The 18,093-nt window shown below is 59.7% G+C and carries 19 protein-coding genes and 2 pseudogenes; 5 read left to right on the top strand and 16 right to left on the bottom strand.

What is annotated here, in order from left to right:
• Nucleotides 1–108 precede the first annotated feature (108 nt).
• From J7U39_RS22230 to J7U39_RS22210, 5 genes are read right to left on the bottom strand one after another with little or no spacing between them, the layout of a single operon-like run.
• Nucleotides 109–1,266, bottom strand: a complete 1,158-nt coding sequence (locus J7U39_RS22230) for a glutathionylspermidine synthase family protein (protein ID WP_210631941.1) — start codon at nucleotides 1,264–1,266, stop codon at nucleotides 109–111.
• A gap of 1 nt (nucleotide 1,267) precedes the next feature.
• On the bottom strand, nucleotides 1,268–1,864 hold the full coding sequence (locus tag J7U39_RS22225; protein ID WP_210631940.1) for a DUF1190 domain-containing protein: 597 nt from the start codon (nucleotides 1,862–1,864) through the stop codon (nucleotides 1,268–1,270).
• 11 nt (nucleotides 1,865–1,875) lie between these two features.
• Nucleotides 1,876–2,277 (bottom strand): DUF350 domain-containing protein, encoded by a 402-nt coding sequence (locus J7U39_RS22220; protein ID WP_210631939.1) that lies wholly within the window; start codon nucleotides 2,275–2,277, stop codon nucleotides 1,876–1,878.
• Nucleotides 2,278–2,310: 33 nt separating this feature from the next.
• Complete coding sequence (locus J7U39_RS22215; protein ID WP_210631938.1) at nucleotides 2,311–2,970, bottom strand: YjfK family protein; 660 nt, start codon at nucleotides 2,968–2,970, stop codon at nucleotides 2,311–2,313.
• Complete coding sequence (locus J7U39_RS22210) at nucleotides 2,967–4,022, bottom strand: ion channel (RefSeq protein WP_210631937.1); 1,056 nt, start codon at nucleotides 4,020–4,022, stop codon at nucleotides 2,967–2,969. Before J7U39_RS22210 ends, J7U39_RS22215 begins: the two co-directional genes overlap by 4 nt.
• Nucleotides 4,023–4,126: 104 nt before the next feature.
• Between J7U39_RS22210 and J7U39_RS22205 the strand changes: the two genes are divergently transcribed.
• The 3 genes and pseudogenes from J7U39_RS22205 to J7U39_RS22195 all read left to right on the top strand — a co-directional run bounded on the left by J7U39_RS22205 (nucleotide 4,127) and on the right by J7U39_RS22195 (nucleotide 6,309).
• On the top strand, nucleotides 4,127–4,573 hold the full coding sequence (locus tag J7U39_RS22205) for a YjfI family protein (protein WP_210631936.1): 447 nt from the start codon (nucleotides 4,127–4,129) through the stop codon (nucleotides 4,571–4,573).
• Nucleotides 4,570–5,304, top strand: a complete 735-nt coding sequence (locus tag J7U39_RS22200) for a PspA/IM30 family protein (RefSeq protein ID WP_210631935.1) — start codon at nucleotides 4,570–4,572, stop codon at nucleotides 5,302–5,304. The genes J7U39_RS22205 and J7U39_RS22200 overlap by 4 nt, the downstream gene beginning before the upstream one ends.
• Nucleotides 5,305–5,711: 407 nt before the next feature.
• A pseudogene (locus tag J7U39_RS22195) lies at nucleotides 5,712–6,309 on the top strand (metal-binding protein ZinT).
• Here J7U39_RS22195 and J7U39_RS22190 read toward each other — a convergent pair.
• The 11 genes from J7U39_RS22190 to J7U39_RS22140 form a co-directional block, all read right to left on the bottom strand.
• Nucleotides 6,310–7,035, bottom strand: a complete 726-nt coding sequence (locus tag J7U39_RS22190; RefSeq protein ID WP_210631934.1) for an amino acid ABC transporter ATP-binding protein — start codon at nucleotides 7,033–7,035, stop codon at nucleotides 6,310–6,312.
• Nucleotides 7,013–7,672, bottom strand: a complete 660-nt coding sequence (locus J7U39_RS22185) for an amino acid ABC transporter permease (RefSeq protein ID WP_210631933.1) — start codon at nucleotides 7,670–7,672, stop codon at nucleotides 7,013–7,015. Before J7U39_RS22185 ends, J7U39_RS22190 begins: the two co-directional genes overlap by 23 nt.
• Nucleotides 7,669–8,340, bottom strand: a complete 672-nt coding sequence (locus tag J7U39_RS22180) for an amino acid ABC transporter permease (RefSeq protein ID WP_210631932.1) — start codon at nucleotides 8,338–8,340, stop codon at nucleotides 7,669–7,671. The genes J7U39_RS22185 and J7U39_RS22180 overlap by 4 nt, the downstream gene beginning before the upstream one ends.
• 76 nt (nucleotides 8,341–8,416) lie before the next feature.
• A complete protein-coding gene (locus J7U39_RS22175; protein ID WP_210631931.1) occupies nucleotides 8,417–9,202 on the bottom strand; it encodes a transporter substrate-binding domain-containing protein in 786 nt (261 codons plus the stop codon).
• Between the two features lie 4 nt (nucleotides 9,203–9,206).
• Complete coding sequence (locus J7U39_RS22170; protein ID WP_210631930.1) at nucleotides 9,207–9,956, bottom strand: GntR family transcriptional regulator; 750 nt, start codon at nucleotides 9,954–9,956, stop codon at nucleotides 9,207–9,209.
• A 315-nt stretch (nucleotides 9,957–10,271) separates the two neighbouring features.
• Nucleotides 10,272–11,042: an amino acid ABC transporter ATP-binding protein gene (locus J7U39_RS22165; protein ID WP_210631929.1), complete on the bottom strand. Its 771-nt coding sequence runs from the start codon at nucleotides 11,040–11,042 to the stop codon at nucleotides 10,272–10,274.
• A gap of 12 nt (nucleotides 11,043–11,054) precedes the next feature.
• Entirely contained in the window at nucleotides 11,055–11,714 is a 660-nt protein-coding gene (locus tag J7U39_RS22160; protein ID WP_085781604.1) for an amino acid ABC transporter permease, read from the bottom strand.
• Between the two features lie 5 nt (nucleotides 11,715–11,719).
• Entirely contained in the window at nucleotides 11,720–12,382 is a 663-nt protein-coding gene (locus J7U39_RS22155; protein WP_210631928.1) for an amino acid ABC transporter permease, read from the bottom strand.
• 164 nt (nucleotides 12,383–12,546) lie between these two features.
• Nucleotides 12,547–13,386 carry a transporter substrate-binding domain-containing protein gene (locus J7U39_RS22150; RefSeq protein WP_210631927.1) on the bottom strand — a complete coding sequence of 280 codons (840 nt, stop codon included), beginning with the start codon at nucleotides 13,384–13,386 and terminating at the stop codon, nucleotides 12,547–12,549.
• Nucleotides 13,387–13,743: 357 nt separating this feature from the next.
• Nucleotides 13,744–15,927, bottom strand: coding sequence for a DUF1217 domain-containing protein (locus tag J7U39_RS22145; protein ID WP_210631926.1), 2,184 nt, complete (start codon nucleotides 15,925–15,927; stop codon nucleotides 13,744–13,746).
• Nucleotides 15,928–16,136: 209 nt separating this feature from the next.
• Nucleotides 16,137–16,784: a TetR/AcrR family transcriptional regulator gene (locus J7U39_RS22140; RefSeq protein WP_210631925.1), complete on the bottom strand. Its 648-nt coding sequence runs from the start codon at nucleotides 16,782–16,784 to the stop codon at nucleotides 16,137–16,139.
• Between the two features lie 162 nt (nucleotides 16,785–16,946).
• Between J7U39_RS22140 and J7U39_RS22135 the strand changes: the two genes are divergently transcribed.
• Nucleotides 16,947–17,810: an EF-hand domain-containing protein gene (locus tag J7U39_RS22135; RefSeq protein ID WP_210631924.1), complete on the top strand. Its 864-nt coding sequence runs from the start codon at nucleotides 16,947–16,949 to the stop codon at nucleotides 17,808–17,810.
• 10 nt (nucleotides 17,811–17,820) lie between these two features.
• A pseudogene (locus tag J7U39_RS22130) lies at nucleotides 17,821–18,006 on the top strand (hypothetical protein); the annotation flags it as partial.
• Between the last annotated feature and the right edge of the window lie 87 nt (nucleotides 18,007–18,093).

Below are 18,093 nucleotides of genomic sequence, written 5' to 3'. Positions count from 1 at the left end.
CTGCAACCCGGCCCAGCCGGTCGGATCGGGGGCTGATCTCCCTGCCCTGTAGTAGCCTTTAAGCCCTTGTTGCATTTACATTAGAAGTCACACGGGAATTGTAGCGAATCATTCCATTATGACGTGTGGCACGAAACGTGATAGATTGGCCGTTATACGCGCGCGGTCTTCGCGAACGGCAAGACCGCAGGCGCGATCACCGGCAACCCAGCTGCCGAGCACAGCAAAGCCGTTATCGCTTTCGAAAAGCGGGGCATAGGCCTGGATAACGAAACCTTCCTCGCCGTAATCGCCCGGTGCGGAAAACGCTTCCCGCCCATCTCGAAAAATTGTGACGTTCTCGCCTTCTCGCGACAAGAGTGGTTTGCGCACGTAGTCGGTCAAGGTCGAAGCCGCCGGGTCGTCGGTGAAATAACTCGGCAGCAGGTTGGGGTGATTGGGGTGGCGCTGCCAGAGCAGCGGCAGAAGCCCCTTGTTGGAGAGCACGGCCTTCCAGGCGGGCTCGACGAAAACATCGCCCGAGCGGGCAAGTTCGCGCGCGAAAGGCTCGCGCAGCATGAATTCCCATGGGTAGAGTTTGAAGCAGCGGTCGATCACCCGATCCTTGAGGTCGGTGTAGCGGCCCTGCGCATCGATGCCGATCTCCCGAATGTCCAGAAGCTCGACGCGATGGCCGGCCTGCACCGCACAATCCATGAGGTAGACCGTCGTGCCGCGATCCTCCTCATTGTCGGTTATCGCGGCGAAATGGAAGATGGGCTCCTTGGGAAATTGATCGAACGCCTCGACAAGACTTTCCTGCAGGAAATTATACTGGTCCGCATCTTTGGGCAGAACACCCAAAGCGATCTGATCGGTCAGCCAGTTGAACTGGAAATAGGCCGTCTCGAACACCGAGGTCGGGGTATCGGCGTTGTATTCGAGTAGCTTGGCCGGGCCATTGCCATCATAAGCAAGATCGAAACGGCCGTAGAGGTGCCGGTCGCGGCGCTGCCAGGACCGCTGCACAACATCACGCAGGTCCGCCGGAATGGCCAGCCTGTCGAGCGCCTCTTCGCTGCTGACGATCTCGCCGACCAGATCCATGCACATATCGTGCAGTTCCTGGCTCGGCTGTTCGATCTGCTTCTCGATCTCCTCGAGCGTGAACGTATAGGCGGCATCGTCGAGCCAGTAGGGCTCGCCATACATGACGTGAAATCCGAAGCCGACGGCCTGCGCCTTGTCACGCCAGTCAGGACGCGGCGGGAGGGTGATGCGTTTCATGTCATCCGCCGAAACTAAAGGACGAACGGCCGCCGAAGCCTTGCCGGGCAACGGTGCGGGTATTGACGTTGACCGGCTTGACACTCTGGCGCGCGGGCACAGTCACGCTGTCGCCACCCGAGCGAACGGTGGTTGTGACCGTCTGCCCCGAGCGGTTGCGATAAATCGGCGTCGAGCCATAATAGGAGCCATTCGCCTCCTGGCGCCGGCGATAGTCGTAATAGTCGCCGATATTGTTGAGTGCCGAAGACAGCATGTAGCCCGCCAGGAACGGCACGAAGAAGCTGCCGCCTCCGCCGGTATTGTTGTTGGTGACGGTATTGGCCGGCTGTTCGGTGCACTGGCCCTTGCCGTATTCGGCCTCGCAGGCGGCCATGCCGTTGAAACGCGGCGCGGTGGCGAGATGGGCGCGCATCGCATCCTGATAGCTGGCTTGGCAGACCTGCCGGTCCATGCCCGCAGCCACGCATTGGTCGACGGACGTGAACATTATATCCGAAGGGGCCTCCTCGCCGCACCCGGACAGCGCCAGTGTCGAGGCGGCGATGGTGCCAAGGGCCAGCAAAGGTCGCCTGTGCCCGCTCATACGTCTGCGCATTTTTCCCTCCCTCAATAGGTCATGCAGGCAGCGTTGAGCAGACCGATGACGAGCGCTATTCCGCCGCCCCACAGGCCCGCCGCGATATCACCGGCAGTGATTTTTTCATGCAGGTCCTTCATGGTGAAGTTCGCGATGTAGAAAGCAAGGATCTGCGCCAGAGTGCCTATCACCGCCCATATGATGTAATCGATGACGCTGACGGAATTGGCTGCGGCGGAAGCCAGAGGCAAGCTGAAACCGACAAGCGCGCCTAAGAACGCGGTGACGGCAGCAAGATTGCCCGCCCGGATCAGTTGGACCTCCTGTTGCGGCGTCAACCAGGTGTAGATCACCGCGAAAACGCCGTAGGCGGCGAGCCCGATGGCGAAATAACCAAGGAAAGCAGGCAGGCCCGCCACGTAGTCGAGCATCGAAAAAGTCCTCCGTTGAAATTGATAGGTCCCTCAGACGCGACGAACGTCGGCCGGAGCCAATCCATAACCGATCAGAAATTCCACCGAGCTGCCCGCCTGGCTTTGCCCAAAATCGAGGTCGCGCTCGACATTGATCAGTAGCATTTCGCGCGTCGAGCCAAGCGGGCGGTAATACAGCATGCAGGTCTGATGGATGGAGCGCTGCGTTTCACCATCGCTGACCTTTTCAACAAATTCCACCAATTGCGCCCGTTCCGGACCGTCGCCCCAGAACCGGTTATAGAGGATCCCGTCAGCATCATAGGATGGCTGGCCGATCAGGCCGCCCGGCCCGGTCCAGCGGTTCCATTCGCTCTGGCCGACGGGCACGACGCTGTCCCAAGGCTGATAAAAGCTGATGTCGTCGATCGCCTCACCCGGCTTACCCGACGCCGACATCACCTGAATCATCCGGTTTTCTTCATCGTAGTAGCGCGACAGAACCGTCGCGGCGTCGAGCGAAACCTCACCGTAGCCGGCAATGATGAACGGCCCGCTTCGCGGCAGCGGCATGGCAGGCTCGCCGCCCAAAGCATCGGCTTCGAGCGAGAGGAAATCGATCTCGAGCGCCCCGCCGATGGCCGCACTCAAGGGGCCGAGTTCTTCGGGTAAGGCCCCCTCGCTCTTGTTTCCGCCGAACCAGCCGATCATGTCACGTCTCCCATTCGAGCCCAGGCTATGGCAGCGGGATCTAGCCGAATTTCGCTGATGTAGTAAAGCGTCTCGCCGCCCCGCATCAGCGTCTCGTCCCGGCAATTAAGGTCCGTTACGCCGTGGCTCAGCATGCCGACGAGCGTCACATGGTGCCGACGCTTGAGGCTTAAAAACATGTCGCCATAGGAGAGCGGTGCGTGCAAGGCCGGCACCGCCAGGGAAAAGGCCGTGTCGGTGGAGGCAGCCGACAACAGCCGTGCGGCGATTTCCGAAGAACCCGGATCACGTGCGGAACGCGACAGAAGCTCCTCGGCGAGGGAACCCACCGCCTCGACACGCGGCCGACGCTGCTTGACCATCTGTGCTGTGCGGTCGTCGGCGAAATAGGCGACGATATGGGCATTGGGCGCATGATCCTCGGCGATCAGCACCGCGGCCAGCGTTTCATCGTCATTTGCGCCGCGGGCGATGACTGCCCGCGCCTGGGCCACTCCGGCCCGCAACAAAGCGTCGGCATCGGCAAGCCGTTCCGTGCGGACGTAGTCGGCATAATTGCTGGCGGGATTTTCCGGCAGATCCTTGGCGACCAGAACCGTCATCGGTTCGTTGGCATGCCGTTCGGAGTGCAGCAGCCGTAACGTCTGGTATGTCTGCCCCTCTTGCCATCCCAAAACGACGATATGACCGGTGCGTTCGCTGTAATCACCCAATCCGCGCATGCGATTTCTCCAAATCGTACCGATCGCTGTCAACAACTTGCCAAGAACAGCGGTAAAGATGGCGATGCCACCGGGCAGAACGACCAGGACGGTAATGATCCGGCCGAGGCCCGATTTTGGGGAAAGATCGCCATAACCGACAGTCGTTGCCGTAATCATGTAATAGTAAAGAAAGTCGACCGGGTTGCCGACGAGATCGCCTTCCCCGGCCAGCATAAAGAGCAAATAGGAAGTAACCAGATGCACAACGAGGATAACAAGAAGGGCTGACCACGCCAATTCGCCGAGCGACAGATATACACGCCGCAGTAATGAAGCGATAAATGGCAAGCGATTCGCCCCCGTTGCTGACCCCTACCCTACCGAAATTTATTTCGCGCGCTAGACCTTTAAGTTGTAAACCGATTACCCAGATATTTGCGACGCTCTAACCGATGGAGGACTTTTTGGAGACCTGGAGCCTTACCACTTTAACGCGCCTGTTCGCAGCCGACCCGGAAGCGCTGGGCGATGTGGATGTAGCCGTGCCGGAACATGGGGACGTTATCTGCGTAACTCTCAAGGAAAGAGGCGATCTCGACGTCTTCGTCGCGGTGAGCGGAGAGCGCGATATTCTTGTCAGCGTTGTCCTGGTGCCATGCAAGGACGTGCCCAAGCGGGAGGCCTTCGAACGGATGGTTCTCAAGACGCACAAGTTCGTGCCGCTGTCGAGCTTCGGCATCACCACGATTGACGGTGAGGAATGGTACGAATTGTTCGGCTCGCTGTCGGCACGTTCGTCGGCCGAAACCGTGGTCGAGGAAGTCGCCATTCTGGCTGCCAATGCGGTCGACGCCGCACACATGATTGAAGAATGGAAAAGCGGGGAGATTGCAGCGTGAGCACCTGGGGAAAGATTTTCACCGCCATTCGCGGCGGCATTAACGAGGCAGCGGAAGCGGCCGCCGACAGCCAGTCGATGCGCATTCTCGACCAGGAAATCCGCGATGCCGAACAGTCGCTGCGCCGGGCGCGATCCGATCTGGCCGGTATCATGGCGTCGAACAAGAGCGTCATGCGCCGGCTTGAAGAAAACCGCGCGAAGGAAGCCAAGGACACCGACAGCGCCCGCGCGGCGATCTCAGCGGGCCGCACGGATCTGGCGCAGGGTCTCGCTCAGCGCATTGCCAACATTCGCGCCGAAACGCAGCGAGACCAGGAAGAGCTCGACCGGCTGCTGCCCCGCCAGCAGCAGATGCTGCGCACGATCCAGGAAACCGAATCGCGGATCGCTCAGATGAAACGCGAGGTGGAGAATGTCAAAGCCAACGAGTCGCTGCTGCGCGCTCAGTCGGCGATTGCCCATAACCAGTCGGGCATCAATACCCGTCTCGGCAGCGCCGTCCAAAGTCTCGAACGCATCAAGAAGCGCCAGGAAATGACGGCCGGGCGCATCGAGGCCGGCGCGGAACTGGCCGCGCTGGAAAACGGCAGCGATCTCGACCGTCAGCTGCGCGAGGCCGGCATTGGCGGTTCCCGTGAATCGGCGGACGACATCCTTGCACAGTTGATGGCACCAAAGCATTCGGCCGAGCCCGTCCTGCTCCCGCCGCCCGCTGGCAACAAGGACTGAGAATACCCGGAGCGGCCGCCCTGTCGGAGAGATCGAAGACAGAGCGGCCGCACGCCGAACTCTGACGTTGCAGCCGGCCAAGCCCGCGCTCGCCGACCGCGCCCATGACACCAGCACGATCCCGGGTTTCGGCATCGATGCGGGTTGAACCGGAGCTCTTGCAGCGACGGGCGCCTCCCGAATTCACTTGAATGTCATGCATTTGAATGGTCATCGAGGCGATGCGCATCGGCGATTTCCGCCTTGCGCTTGCCGTCAAAGCACGCTAATTGGCCACTGTTATGTTATTACATCACTGGACGGGCACAAGCCGTGCCGGCCAGTCAGAAGGGTTTCAGCGAATGAACAAGGCGATCACAACACTCAGCTACGCACTGGCTGTATCCGCCACATTGACTTTTGCAGGAATGGCAGGCGCTGAGACATCTTCGGGAAACAATCACAGCCACAGGCATTCCCACGATAAACAGGGGTCGGTGTATGATGGGTCATTTCGACGACGATCAGGTAAAGGCGCGTGAACTGTCGGACTGGGAGGGCGACTGGCAGTCCGTCTACCCCTTTCTTGTCGACGGAACCTTGGATCCGGTGATGGCCGACAAGGCGAGACATGGCGATAAGAGCGCCGGAGAATATCGTGCCTACTACGACACGGGATACAAGACCGACGTCGACCGGATCGTCATCAACGGAAAGAAGGTTACCTTTTTCCGTGGCAAGGACTCCGTCAGCGGAGACTACGAGACGGATGGCCGCGAAATCCTCACCTATAAGAAGGGTAATCGAGGGGTTCGTTTCATCTTCAGGAAAAGCGCCGGCGACGACGCCGCACCGCAGTTCATTCAGTTCAGCGACCACCTCGTCGCCCCTGAGAAGGCGGATCACTACCATCTCTATTGGGGCAACGACCGTGCCGCACTACTGAACGAGGTCACCAACTGGCCGACCTATTACCCATCGAGCCTGAATGGGAAACAGATCGCCGAGGAGATGCTGAGCCACTGACTAGCTGACACCGAGAAAGTGCCTGAGCTCGGCAGTTTGCGGATCGGCGAAGACATCCTCCGGCCGACCGGCTTCATGGACACGGCCCTGATGCATGAAGACGACGCGGCTGCAGACGTCGCGGGCGAACCGCATCTCGTGCGTGACCATCAGCAGCGTCATTCCCTCGGCGGCAAGTTCGCGCACGACGGCCAGAACTTCGGCGACCAGTTCCGGATCGAGCGCCGATGTGATCTCGTCGCAAAGAAGGGCGGTCGGCTGCATGGCGAGCGCGCGGGCGATGGCGACGCGCTGCTGTTGTCCGCCCGAGAGCTCGTCCGGATAGGCATCGAACCTGTGGCCCAGACCTACCCGCTCCAGCATCCTGCGGGCGGTCGCTTCCGCTTCGGCCTTGGGTGTCTTTTTGACCACCGTCTGCGACAGCATGACGTTGCCGCCGGCAGTCAGATGCGGGAAAAGATTGAATTGCTGAAAGATCATGCCGACCTTCAGACGCAGCGCCTTCAGATGAACTTCGTCATCGAGAAGCTGTGCGCCGGCCACGGAGATGGAACCGTCGGTGATGGTCTCCAGGCCATTGATGCAGCGAAGCAGGGTCGATTTGCCCGAGCCGCTCTTGCCGATAATGGCAATGACCTCGCCAGGCTCGACATTCAGATTGATGCCTTTCAGCACCTCGTTGGATCCGTAGCTCTTGCGGACGTCAGTGATTTCGATGAGCGACATTGAGTTTTCTCTCCAGGATCTGGCTGCTTTTCGACAAGGGCCAGCAAAGGGCGAAATAGATGAGCGCCACGAGCCCATAGACGGTGAAGGGCTGGAAGGTGGCGTTGGTGACCACGGTGCCGGCCTTCGACAATTCGACGAAGCCGATGATCGAGGTCAGCGCCGTGCCCTTGATGATCTGAACGGAGAAACCGACGGTCGGCGGTATGGCGATCCTCAGCGCCTGTGGAAGAATGACGTAGCGCATCTGCTGCAGACGGCCCATGCCGAGGCTGGCGGAGGCTTCCCATTGCCCCTTCGCAACCGCTTCGACGCAGCCCCGCCAGATCTCGGTGAGAAAGGCGGCGCTCCATAGGATCAGCGCCAATCCCGCCGCAAGCCAGGCCGGCACGTCTATTCCGAAGAGGCCGAGACCGAAAAAGGCGATGAAGAGCTGCATCAGCAGCGGCGTACCCTGGAAGAGCTCGATATAATATTTCGCAAACGCCCGGCCGGCCTTGCACCTGCTGATGCGCAGGAACAGCAGGCCCAGGCCGACCAGGCTGCCGCCGACGAACGAGACGAGCGAAAGGAGGATCGTCCAGCGGGTGGCAAGCAGCAGGTTGCGCAGAATGTCCCAGAGCGTGAACGTGATCATCGTGCTGCTCTCCTCGGGAAAATGAACCAGCCGATCAGGCCCAGCACCTGCCGGAGCAGGATCGCCAGCGCGAGATAGATTGATGTCGAGACGATGTAGGCCTCGAAGGCTCGAAAGGTTCGCGATTGTATGAAATTCGCGGCGAAGGTCAGATCCTCGGCGGCGATCTGCGATACGACCGCCGAGCCGAGCATGACGATGACCACTTGCGACGACAGCGCTGGCCAGATGCGCTGCAGCGACGGCACGAGAACGACATGGCGGAAAGTCTCGAAGCGCGTCATGGCGAGGCTCTCGCCTGCCTCGAACTGGCCTTTCGGCGTCGCCTGGATGCCGGCGCGGATAATCTCGCAGCTATAGGCGCCAAGGTTGACGACCATCGCAAGATTGGCGGCTGTCAATTCGGAAAGGTGGAGGCCGAGCGACGGCAGACCGAAGAAGATGAAGAAAAGCTGGATCAGGAACGGGGTGTTGCGGATCAGTTCCACATAGGCCGCAGCGACCGGCTTCAGCCAGACCGGGCCAAGCGCCCGCACCCAAGCGCAGACGATGCCGAGCGAAATGCCGAGCACACCACCGATCGCGATAAGCTCCAGGGTGATCAGCACACCCTTGATGATCTCGGGATAATATTGAAGCAGCCAGCCGAATTCGAAATGGTAGCTCAAGGAATGTCCCCTCTCGCGGTGACGGAGCGCATGTCATCCCGCGGCCGCAGGAGACATGCGCGAGACCCTGGTTTCCTTAAAGATCGGACGGCAGACCGGCACCGAGCCACTTCTGCGATATCGCATTCAAGCTGCCATCGGCTTTGGCGGCGGCGACAATGCCGTTCACCTTCTCCAGAAGCGCGGACTGTTCCTTGTTGAGGCCGATGTAGCAGGGCGAGTTCTTGATCAGAAACTTCAGCTCAGGGCGCTTGGGAGGGTTTTTGGCGAGGATCGCAGCCGCCACGACGTTGCCGGTAGCAATGATGTCGACCTGGCCGGAGAGGAACGCCGAGATGGTGCCGTTATTGTCCTCGTAACGCTTGATCGTCGCATCGGCCGGCGCGATCTTCGTCAGCTCGAGATCCTCCACGGCGCCGCGTGTGACGCCGATGCTCTTGCCCGCGAGATCTTCCGCCTTGGCGACCGAAAGATCGGCCGGACCGAACACGCCGTTGAAGAAGGGCGCGTAGGCGACCGAGAAATCGATCACCTTTTCGCGCTCCGCATTCTTGCCGAGGCTCGATATGACGAGATCGACCTTGTTCGTCTGCAGATAGGGGACGCGGTTGGCGCTCGTGACCGGCACAAGTTCGGCTTTGACGCCAAGCTTTTGGGCAATGAGATTGGCCATGTCGATATCGTAGCCCACCGGCGCCATATCGGTGCCGACACTGCCGAAAGGCGGGAAATCCTGCGGGACTGCGACACGCAACGTACCGCGCGCCGTAATGTCGGCAAGAGCATCGGCGTGAGACGGCGAGTTGAAGCTGAAGGTCGCGGCGAGAGCCGCGATTGCGAAGAAGATCCGTCTGGTCAGCATGTGTTCATTGCTCCTTTGATGGTGTGATTTTTGGGTCTGACGGCTGGGAGATGGAGAACGCGGCCTTAGGCGGAAGCGACAGGGAATTGCGCAGATCCGAAAGCGGATCCGGACGCGCCGTGAGGTCGAGGCCCATCTCCACTTCATCAAGATGTTCGACGGAGAGCTCCGCGGCTCTGACGAAATCCCCTGCCTGCATGGCCTCGAAAATACGGCAGTGCCCCTCATGGGACTGCGCCGCATGAAATTCGGATTGATAGAGCATCGAAATGAGGATCGTCCTTGCGGTCAGGTCGCGCAGGATGTCGACGATGATCGTGTTGCCGCTCAATTCCGCAATGCGGATATGGAAATCGCCCATCAAATAGGTCAGGCGCTGGCGGTCGCCCGCCGCCATCGCGTTCCGCTCCGCGTTCAGATGGGCGTCGAGAGCCTTGCGTCCCTCCTCCGTCAGCACGCCCATGCTGCGCAGCAATCCGGCCTCGACGACACGCCTTGCATCATAGACGGCGATCGCATCCTCAGCGGAGGGCTCGACGACGAACCAGCCGCGCCGGGGGCTGACATGCACGATGCCGCGTGTCTCCAGACGCATCATGGCTTCACGGACGCGGGTTCGGGACACGCCGAAGAGCGCCGCCAGCTGATTTTCGCCAAGACGCGTGCCCGGCCGAATCTTGGCAGAAAGGATCCCGGAGACGATCGTTGCCTCAATGGATTTCTGCGTGGTCTCGGATGCGTGGCTATCTTGCATACAAGACAGGAAGCAAAGCTCGTGCCAAAATTTTGCGCCGAGGATTTCCAAGATGCCTGGGATGCTCCGAGCAAAATTTGCCCGCCAGGCATGCAGACTGACTGTAATTTATGCGGGGCTGCCCCTCCCCCGCATCGGCCTGTCACCGATGCCGGGGCAAGTTCATAGGCCCGACCGACTTGCCCCCGACCCTGCGGATCGGGACCGGGGCAACGCTTTGCCAGTCGTCGTCAATCGATCGTGCGCGCCAACACCTGCGACGTCGAAGACAACCCTATCCCGCGTGACGGGGCAAACCCATCGCCGTCGCCGGTTTTAGTGGAAGCTCGAGGTTTTGAGAAATTCCGCCAACCGTTCGGTTTTCGGGCGCACGAACATTTCCTTCGGATCGCCCTCCTCGCAGATGACGCCCTGGTTCATGAAGATTACGCGCGACGAAACCTCGTAGGCGAAACGCATTTCATGGGTGACGAGCAGCATGGTCATGCCATCGGCAGCAAGCCCCTTGATCACCTGCAGGACTTCGCCCACCAATTCCGGATCGAGCGCGGAGGTCACTTCGTCGAACAGCATCAGCCGCGGCGACATGGCGATGGCGCGGGCAATCGCAACACGCTGCTGCTGGCCGCCGGAGAGCTGACCGGGATAATGGTTGGCGCGGGCGGCGAGGCCGACCCGGTCGAGCCATTTTTCGGCAATGATGCGGGCTTCCGGTTTCGTCATCTTCTTCACCTTGACGAGGCCGAGCATGACGTTTTCGGCAGCACTCATATGCGGGAAGAGATTGAACTGCTGAAAAGCCATGCCGGTCAGGGCGCGCTGACGGGCAATCTCCTTCTCGCTCTTGCGCCGGCGCGTCGCGCCGTCGACGTGATAGCCGATCTCCTCGCCGTCGAGGCTGATCGTGCCGCTCTGGAATTCCTCGAGCATGTTGACGCAGCGCAGCAAGGTGGTCTTGCCGGAGCCTGAGGAGCCGATGATGGAGATGACCTCGCCTTCCTGAACGGCGCAATCGACCCCCTTGAGAACTTCGTGGATACCGTAAGTCTTGCGCAGACCCTTGATGTCGAGAATGGTCTTGGCCATCGGAAAGTCTCCTCAGGACGGCAGGGCGGTCTTGCGCTCGACATATTTGCCGAAGTGCTCGATGCCGTAGTTGACGATGAAATAGAGACCGCCGGCCAGAAAATAGAACTGGAGGCTCATGAAATTGCGGGAGATGATCTCCTGCGTGCGCAGGAGAAGCTCGGCGACGCCGATGACGGAGAGCAGCGTCGAGGCCTTCACCATCTCGGCCGCCGTATTCACCCAGGCCGGCAGACACTGGCGCATGGCCTGCGGCCACAGCACCGAGGTGAAAGTCTGGGTAAAGGTCAGACCGATCGCCTTGGCCGCTTCGGTCTGGCCCTTCGGGATCGCCTGAAGCGCTCCGCGCACGATTTCGCCGACATGGGAAGAGCAGAAAACGGCAAGGGCGAGGACGCCGGCGGAGAACGGTCCGAGATCGAGACCGACCGCGGCGGAGACATAATAGCTTGCCAGTACGAGCACGAGCACCGGTGTGCCGCGGATGATATCCGTATAGGCACGCACGAGGAGACGTAAGACGATGCCGCCGTAAACCAGCGCCAGACCGACAAAAACACCGAGCACGGAGCCCGCGAGAATGGCCAGCAGCGAGATCGACACCGTCATGGCAATGCCGTTCATGATGACGTAGCGGGCGATCCAGAGTTGTTCGAGAAAGGTGTGAGACATCGGGACTATCTCGGCAGGGCCAGACGGCGCTCGACGAGGCGCATCAAGGCGGCGATGAGGAAACAGGTGGCGACATAGAGGGCTGATGTAACCATCCATGTTTCGATGACGCGGAAACTCTCGACATTGATCTTGCGGGCGGCAAAGGTCAGCTCGGGCACAGCGATGGCAGCGGCAAGCGAGGTGTCCTTGAAGAGCGAGATGATCGTCGAGGATAGCGATGGCAGCACGTTGCGCAGCATCAGCGGTGCGATGATCGAGCTGCGGATCTGCATTGCCGTCAGGCCGATGGCAAGGCCGGCTTCCGTCAACCCTCTCGGGATCGACAGCAGTCCGGCGCGGAACACCTCGGCCAGATAGGCCCCGGAATAGAGCGAAAGAACCAGCACGAAGCTTTTCATCTTGTCGAGGCGCAAGCCCATCTGCGGCAGCGCGAAAAAGGCGAAAAGCACGAGAACGAGAATCGGCAGGTTGCGAATGACGGTGACATAGACGCGCGCCGGCACGAGCGCGAAGCGGCTCCTCGACGTCAGCGCGAAAGCCATCACAAGACCGATTGCGGCCCCGATCAGGATCGAAATCGCGGCAAGGCCGAGGCTGAGGGCAAGTCCGCTTAAGAGAAAGTCGAAATTGCGCCAGACGGCAGCGAAGTTCAGTGTGTAACCCATGCGGGTCCTTTCAGACCAGAGCATGCCGCCGAGCCTATGAGCGGGCCGGACGACGTCATCTCCAATCATTCGATCCAGAAGCGGACTGAGATCTTAGCCCGACCTAGACCGAGATCATCCTGTTCCACAGCGGAGCGGGAGCGAGCTCCCGCTCCGCATCGCGGTCACTTGAATTCGACGGGGAAACCGATCTGCGGCGGCGCCAGATCCTTACCGAACCAGGTCTTGAAGGATTTGGCATAGAAGTCGAACTCGACACCTGTCATCGCTTCGTGAAGAGCGGTGTTGACGAAGTTCAGCCAATCCTGATCACCGCGCTTGACGGCGCAGGCATAGGTCTGTGGGTTCCAGCCGTAGCCGGCGTCCTTGTAGCGGCCCTGGTTCTGCGTCATGTACCAGGCGAGCGACGACTGGTCCGTGGCGGCGGCATCGGCACGCCCCGACTCCAGCGCCTGATAGATCAGGTCGACGGATTCATACTGGTCGACGGTCGCCTCCGGCAATGCGGCGTGCACCATAGCTTCGGCGTATACGTTCTGGAGAACCGAGATGGTGACCGAGGAGCCGGCAGCCTTCAGAGCGGCATAATCAGCATATTTTCCATCCGCCTTGAGCATCAGGCCGACGCCCTCACGATAATAGGGAATGGTGAAGGCGACCTGCTGGGCGCGTTCGCCCGTAACGGTCATGAACTGGCAGGTGATGTCGACCTTATCGGTGGTGATGTTCGGAATGCGGGCGTCCGACGACTGGTTGACAAATTCGATCTTATCCGGATCGCCGAACAGGGCCTTGGCGACGATGTGGCCCATGTCGACATCGAAGCCCTGAAGCTTGTCGTCCGCGCTCTTGAAGTGCCAGGGCGCATTGGTGCTGCCCGTGCCGAGCACGAGATGACCGCGGGCCAGCACCTCGTCGAGCTTGCTGCCCTCGGCAAGCACAGGCGTCGACACCAGGGCGGCGACGGCCAGCGACATCAGGCCGGCGCGAAAGGAAATGATCATGGCGTTCCCCTTGTAGATGTTTCGATGATCCAATATATTGGACATGTGTCTGGTTTATTGGATTTCGATATCAAGTGCCATCGGCGGTGAATTGTCAATGGGGCATGCCGAAAAAACGCGCAGCAGAGTGCTTGGCGATTTTTTCGGCAGCGCAACATTTTGCGGTTGGTTTTCGGTTGCGCTTGCGGCGGCCCGATAGCTTCGGGCCGCGATATAGGAAGGGGAAGCCTTTCAGCCACGCAATAGGCGTTCATCGCCGCCAGGCCGGCGTGCAGCGCGAATATTCACAGGCCCTTGATGGGGTTTACCACACGGTCTCTTTTTGAAGGGGCGTTACCCGCCGGATAAGCGACTTTCTCAGCCGCCTTTCAACTGTGCCATCGCAAGCAGCGTATCGGCGCTGATCGTCGCCGAGCCGGTCAGGATGGAAAGCGCCGTCGACGTGGTGCCGGTGCCGTTCGCCATATCGTACATGGCGGTAAAGCGCTTGATCAGATCGTCGACCTTGTCCGGATCGGCGAGGTCCTTGATGTCGATGAAATTCTCGATCATCTCGGCCTGCTTGTCGACGTCCATATTCGAGACATAGCGGGACAGGTTAAAGCTCGTGGTGAAAAATTCGAACAGCGCGCTGTCGCCCAGAATGTCATAGGCACTCGAGATCTCCGGTGCCTTGCGTTCGAAATAGAGTGCAAGGCGCACGCCGGTGTTGCTGTCGCCCTGATCATCCTCGAGCGTCAGCCTGACATAGGCGTCGACCGTTTCCAAGACGTCGCCGCGCTGCTGCACCGTCCCGGTAGGATCAGCCGAGATATTGCCGTCCTGGTCAAAATTGAACGAGCCGACCAGTTCGGCGAAGCGGTTGTCTTCGAGCTTGTTGACGTAGCTGTCTTCGTCGTCGAGATCGGACGAAAACATCTTCTCCAGGTCGTCCGACGTGACGTCCTCCGGATCCAAGCCCTTCGCCTGAAGCGCAAAGGCAACCAGCCGGTCGTCAGCGAGAAACTCGCTGGCAGAGGTGATCGTCGCCATCTGGTCACGGAAATAGGTGATCTCCTCATCCGCGGCGTCGGTCGCCTCGGTCAGCTCGTCACCTTCGAAATATCGGATCTTGTTCTGCTTGTAATAGGCGGCATAGTCATCGACGACCGATTCCGACATCGCCTCCAGCGGGACGGTCACATCGCCTTCGCTGTCGAAGTTGAAGGCATTGCGAAACGCCTCGAACCGATCGTCCTTCAAGCTGTTGACATAGCTCTTCGGATCGCTGGGATCACTTTCGAGGATCTTCCGGACTTCGCTTTTCGAGACCTCGCCGGAGTCTATGCCAAATGCCCGCAGCGCCATCTCCCATAATTCAGGGAGATCGTCGTTGCCGTCATCGTCATCATCGCCGTTCGACACCAGGAAATCGTCGATCGAGGTGACGCTGGCAATGCGTGTCGTATAGTTGTCAACCGCATCTTCCGTGTCGGTATTGGCGATCAGCACCTGGTAGTTTTCATCGAAGGCCGCCGTGGTCGCGGCCGTCTGTTCCGACGTCTGGGCCGTGTCGCCGTCGGCAAGCGCGCCGTCCTCATCGAAATTGAAGGCGTCGTGCAGGTCGGACAAGCCGATCGCGTCGGCGGTGTCGGCGCTTTTCAGGGCCGCGGAGATGAAATTGTCAGTTTCGGTGTCGGAAAGACCGTAGGCTGTTCTGAGATAGGACACCAGCTTGTCGTCGCTCATTAATTGATCGACAGAGGTGATGTTTCCGATCTGAGCAGCGAAATAAGTATCATAAGCCTCCCCGGTCTCCGTAGAAGCGATCGTCGATGATGCCACGGCATAAGCGCTTGTCACCAGCGATAGCTGGTCTTCCGACATCACCTCGCCGTCGACCGAGCCGTCCTGGCTGAAATTGAAGGCCTTTGCCAGGCTGACATAGACATCATCGTCGAGCTGATTGACGAAGCTGTCGGCATCGTCGAGATCGCTCGTCAGAACATCCTTGAGAAAGCTGGTCGATGTGTATTCGGTGCTGAGACCGAAAGCCGTCAGCACATAGTTCTTCAGCCGCGAGCTCGACAGCAACTCGTCGACGGATGTGATCGACGAGATATTCTCCTCGAAATAATCGGTCTCGTCCTCGATGTTCTCGACCTCGGTGTCGAATGAGTCTTCGTAAGCATCAAGCAGATTGTCCCGCTGCGCATCCGATTGCGCCGTCTTCGTCTCGCCGGAGAATTTGAAGGCGGCGGCGAACTCGGCATAGCGGCCGTCGCTCAAGCTGTTAGCGAAGCTCGATGAATCGCTGAGGTCGCTCTCCAGCACCTTCTTCATGAAGGCCTTGGCGTAGGTCATGTCTTCGAGGCCGTAGGCCTTCATCGCATAGGAATAGAGCTTGTAATCGCTCATGAATTCATCGACGGTCGTGACCTTGCCGATGTTTTCCTTGTAATAGGCGCTGTCGCGAGCAACCGTGGCCTGAGACGCAACGCTGGAGAGACTGGCGTTCAGATTTCGCGCGACCGCGAGATAGCTTACATAGGTGGAAACCAACGTCCGTCCTCTTCATAGGCGCGTCAACGCGCGTGAAAGCCTGCCGGCAGCCACGGTGGAACTTTTCGTCTTTACGGGAATATCGTCGCCGGTCATGGCGAAGCACAGCCACCTGCATGTGGCCGAATCGACTTAATGGAACTCTATAGTTCTATAAATCATCCAATCGGGAATTGGAAGCTTGAAATCGAGGGATCTCCACCACCAGTTCAAGCGGCCCCGACACCGGCGGCGAAGATCGCGATGCAGCGGTGAAGATGGGCCAGCATCAGGGTCCGGTCCGGCCAGGCTTGCACGCGGCCTTCCGGAGGGCCCATGCCGCCAAAGATCATATCCATCAGCATGCGGGCGCCGCTCTCCGGATCATCCAGCGACAGCCTACCTTCCGACCGGCGATCGCTCAGCCAGTCGGCGAGATGCTGCCGGCTGGCGAGTATGCCTTCGCGCTGGAGAATGTCGATAAGCTCGGGGAACTGAGCCGCTTCGCGAAAGACAAGCTGTAGGAAGCCGGCGCGTTCCGCATCCGTATCCTCGTCCATGTCGATCATGAAGATACGCTCGAGACTCTCGGCGATCGAGATATCTTCGGCAGGCCTCGGCAGGTCGAGCATCAGGCGCCGATGCGCGCCGACCACGGCGGCAAACAGCTCTTCCTTGCTCTGAAACAGCTTGTAGAGCGTCTGCTTGGAGACACCCGCCTCCGAGGCGACGATCGCGGTCGTGCTTCCGGCATAACCGTATTTTACGAAAACGCGGCGGGCGACCTCGACGATATGCGTCCGCTTGTCTTCATCGCTGGAGACTTTAGGCCTGCCTCTTTTGCGCGGCTCATCTGCGGGGTCGTCGACGATATCCATGACGATCAGACCGCTTTGCCGACGCGCATGCCAACGATCGCGAGAAGCAGCCTGTTATTTCTGAGGGATGATTTTTTCGGTTGTGGCATTAGTAAATTCGATTTAGAGAACCCATAAGTTCTGTAATGCGTTGCATCCCCACCCTCAAGCGATGGAGCGCCTATGACGACCATTTCGGCCGCCACGTCAGTCTCTTCCCATTCCTATAGCAAGAGCTCGACATCCACATCCCAGGACATCCTATCCTGTAGTACGGTTTCGGCGAAAAAATCAACCACAAGCAGGCAGCTCGACGAAGACTCGTCCAGCAGCGCCGACAAACTGATGGCCCAGCTGGTGACGCTGGCAATGAACCGTTTCGACCAGTCCGGCTCCACCGGCGAAGCCGACGGCGGCGCAGGCATGGACGTTGCCGATCTGGATACCGACGGCTATGTGAGCAAGCCCGAGTTCGTCGCGGCCCGGCCGTCCGATGTCAGCGAGGATCAGGCAGGAACGCTGTTCGACAGCTTCGACAGCGAAGGCGCAGGCTCGCTGTCGGTCGATGCACTCGCCGAGGCGATGTCCGCCCAGCGGTCGGAACGTCCCGATGGCGCGCCCCCGCCGCCGCCAGGCGACGATGATCAGCTGGCGTCCATGCTCGCCGATCTCGATACCGATGGCGACGGACTCGTCAGCAAGGCCGAATTCGTCGCAGGCCGTCCGTCCGATGTCAGCGAAAATCAGACAGGAACGCTGTTCGACAGCTTCGACAGCGAGGGCGCCGGTTCGCTGTCGGTCGACGCGGCAACCCAAGCCATGTCCGCCCAGCAGTCGGAGCGTCCCCAGGGGCCGCCGCCGTCCGAGGACGAAGACCAGTTCGCCTCCCTGCTTTCCGATCTCGATACGAATGGAGATGGGGTGGTGAGCCTCGACGAATTCATGGCCGGCAAGCCTGACGATGTCACCGAAAGCCAGGCGAGCCAGCTCTTCGATCTGCTCGACACCTCAGGCACCGGTTCATTGTCCACACAGTCCGCGGCCTGACGCCGGCAGGACCTGGGAAAACCGCGCGCAAATCATCGAAATCATGCATAGCGCGCGTGAGATGAGCCAGCAATTCCAGCATCTCTGGGATAAAAGCGGCGGAAGCGGCCGGCTCAGCCAAGACGACACGGACAGGCTGATCGAACTGCTGCGAGAGATCGGCAACCTCAACGACATGCTGATGCGATTGGCTTGAGTGGCGCCGTTGTCAATGTAAGTATTGCGACGATCGCGTCGTCTCTTGGCAAATTACAAAACTGGTCGGCTTGGCTTCAGGTTCGTG

The organism is Rhizobium sp. NLR16a (assembly GCF_017948245.1).
Taxonomy (GTDB): Bacteria; Pseudomonadota; Alphaproteobacteria; order Rhizobiales; family Rhizobiaceae; genus Rhizobium.
The sequence above is the reverse complement of the archived record's forward strand: the minus strand, read 5'-3'. Positions and strand labels throughout refer to the sequence as shown.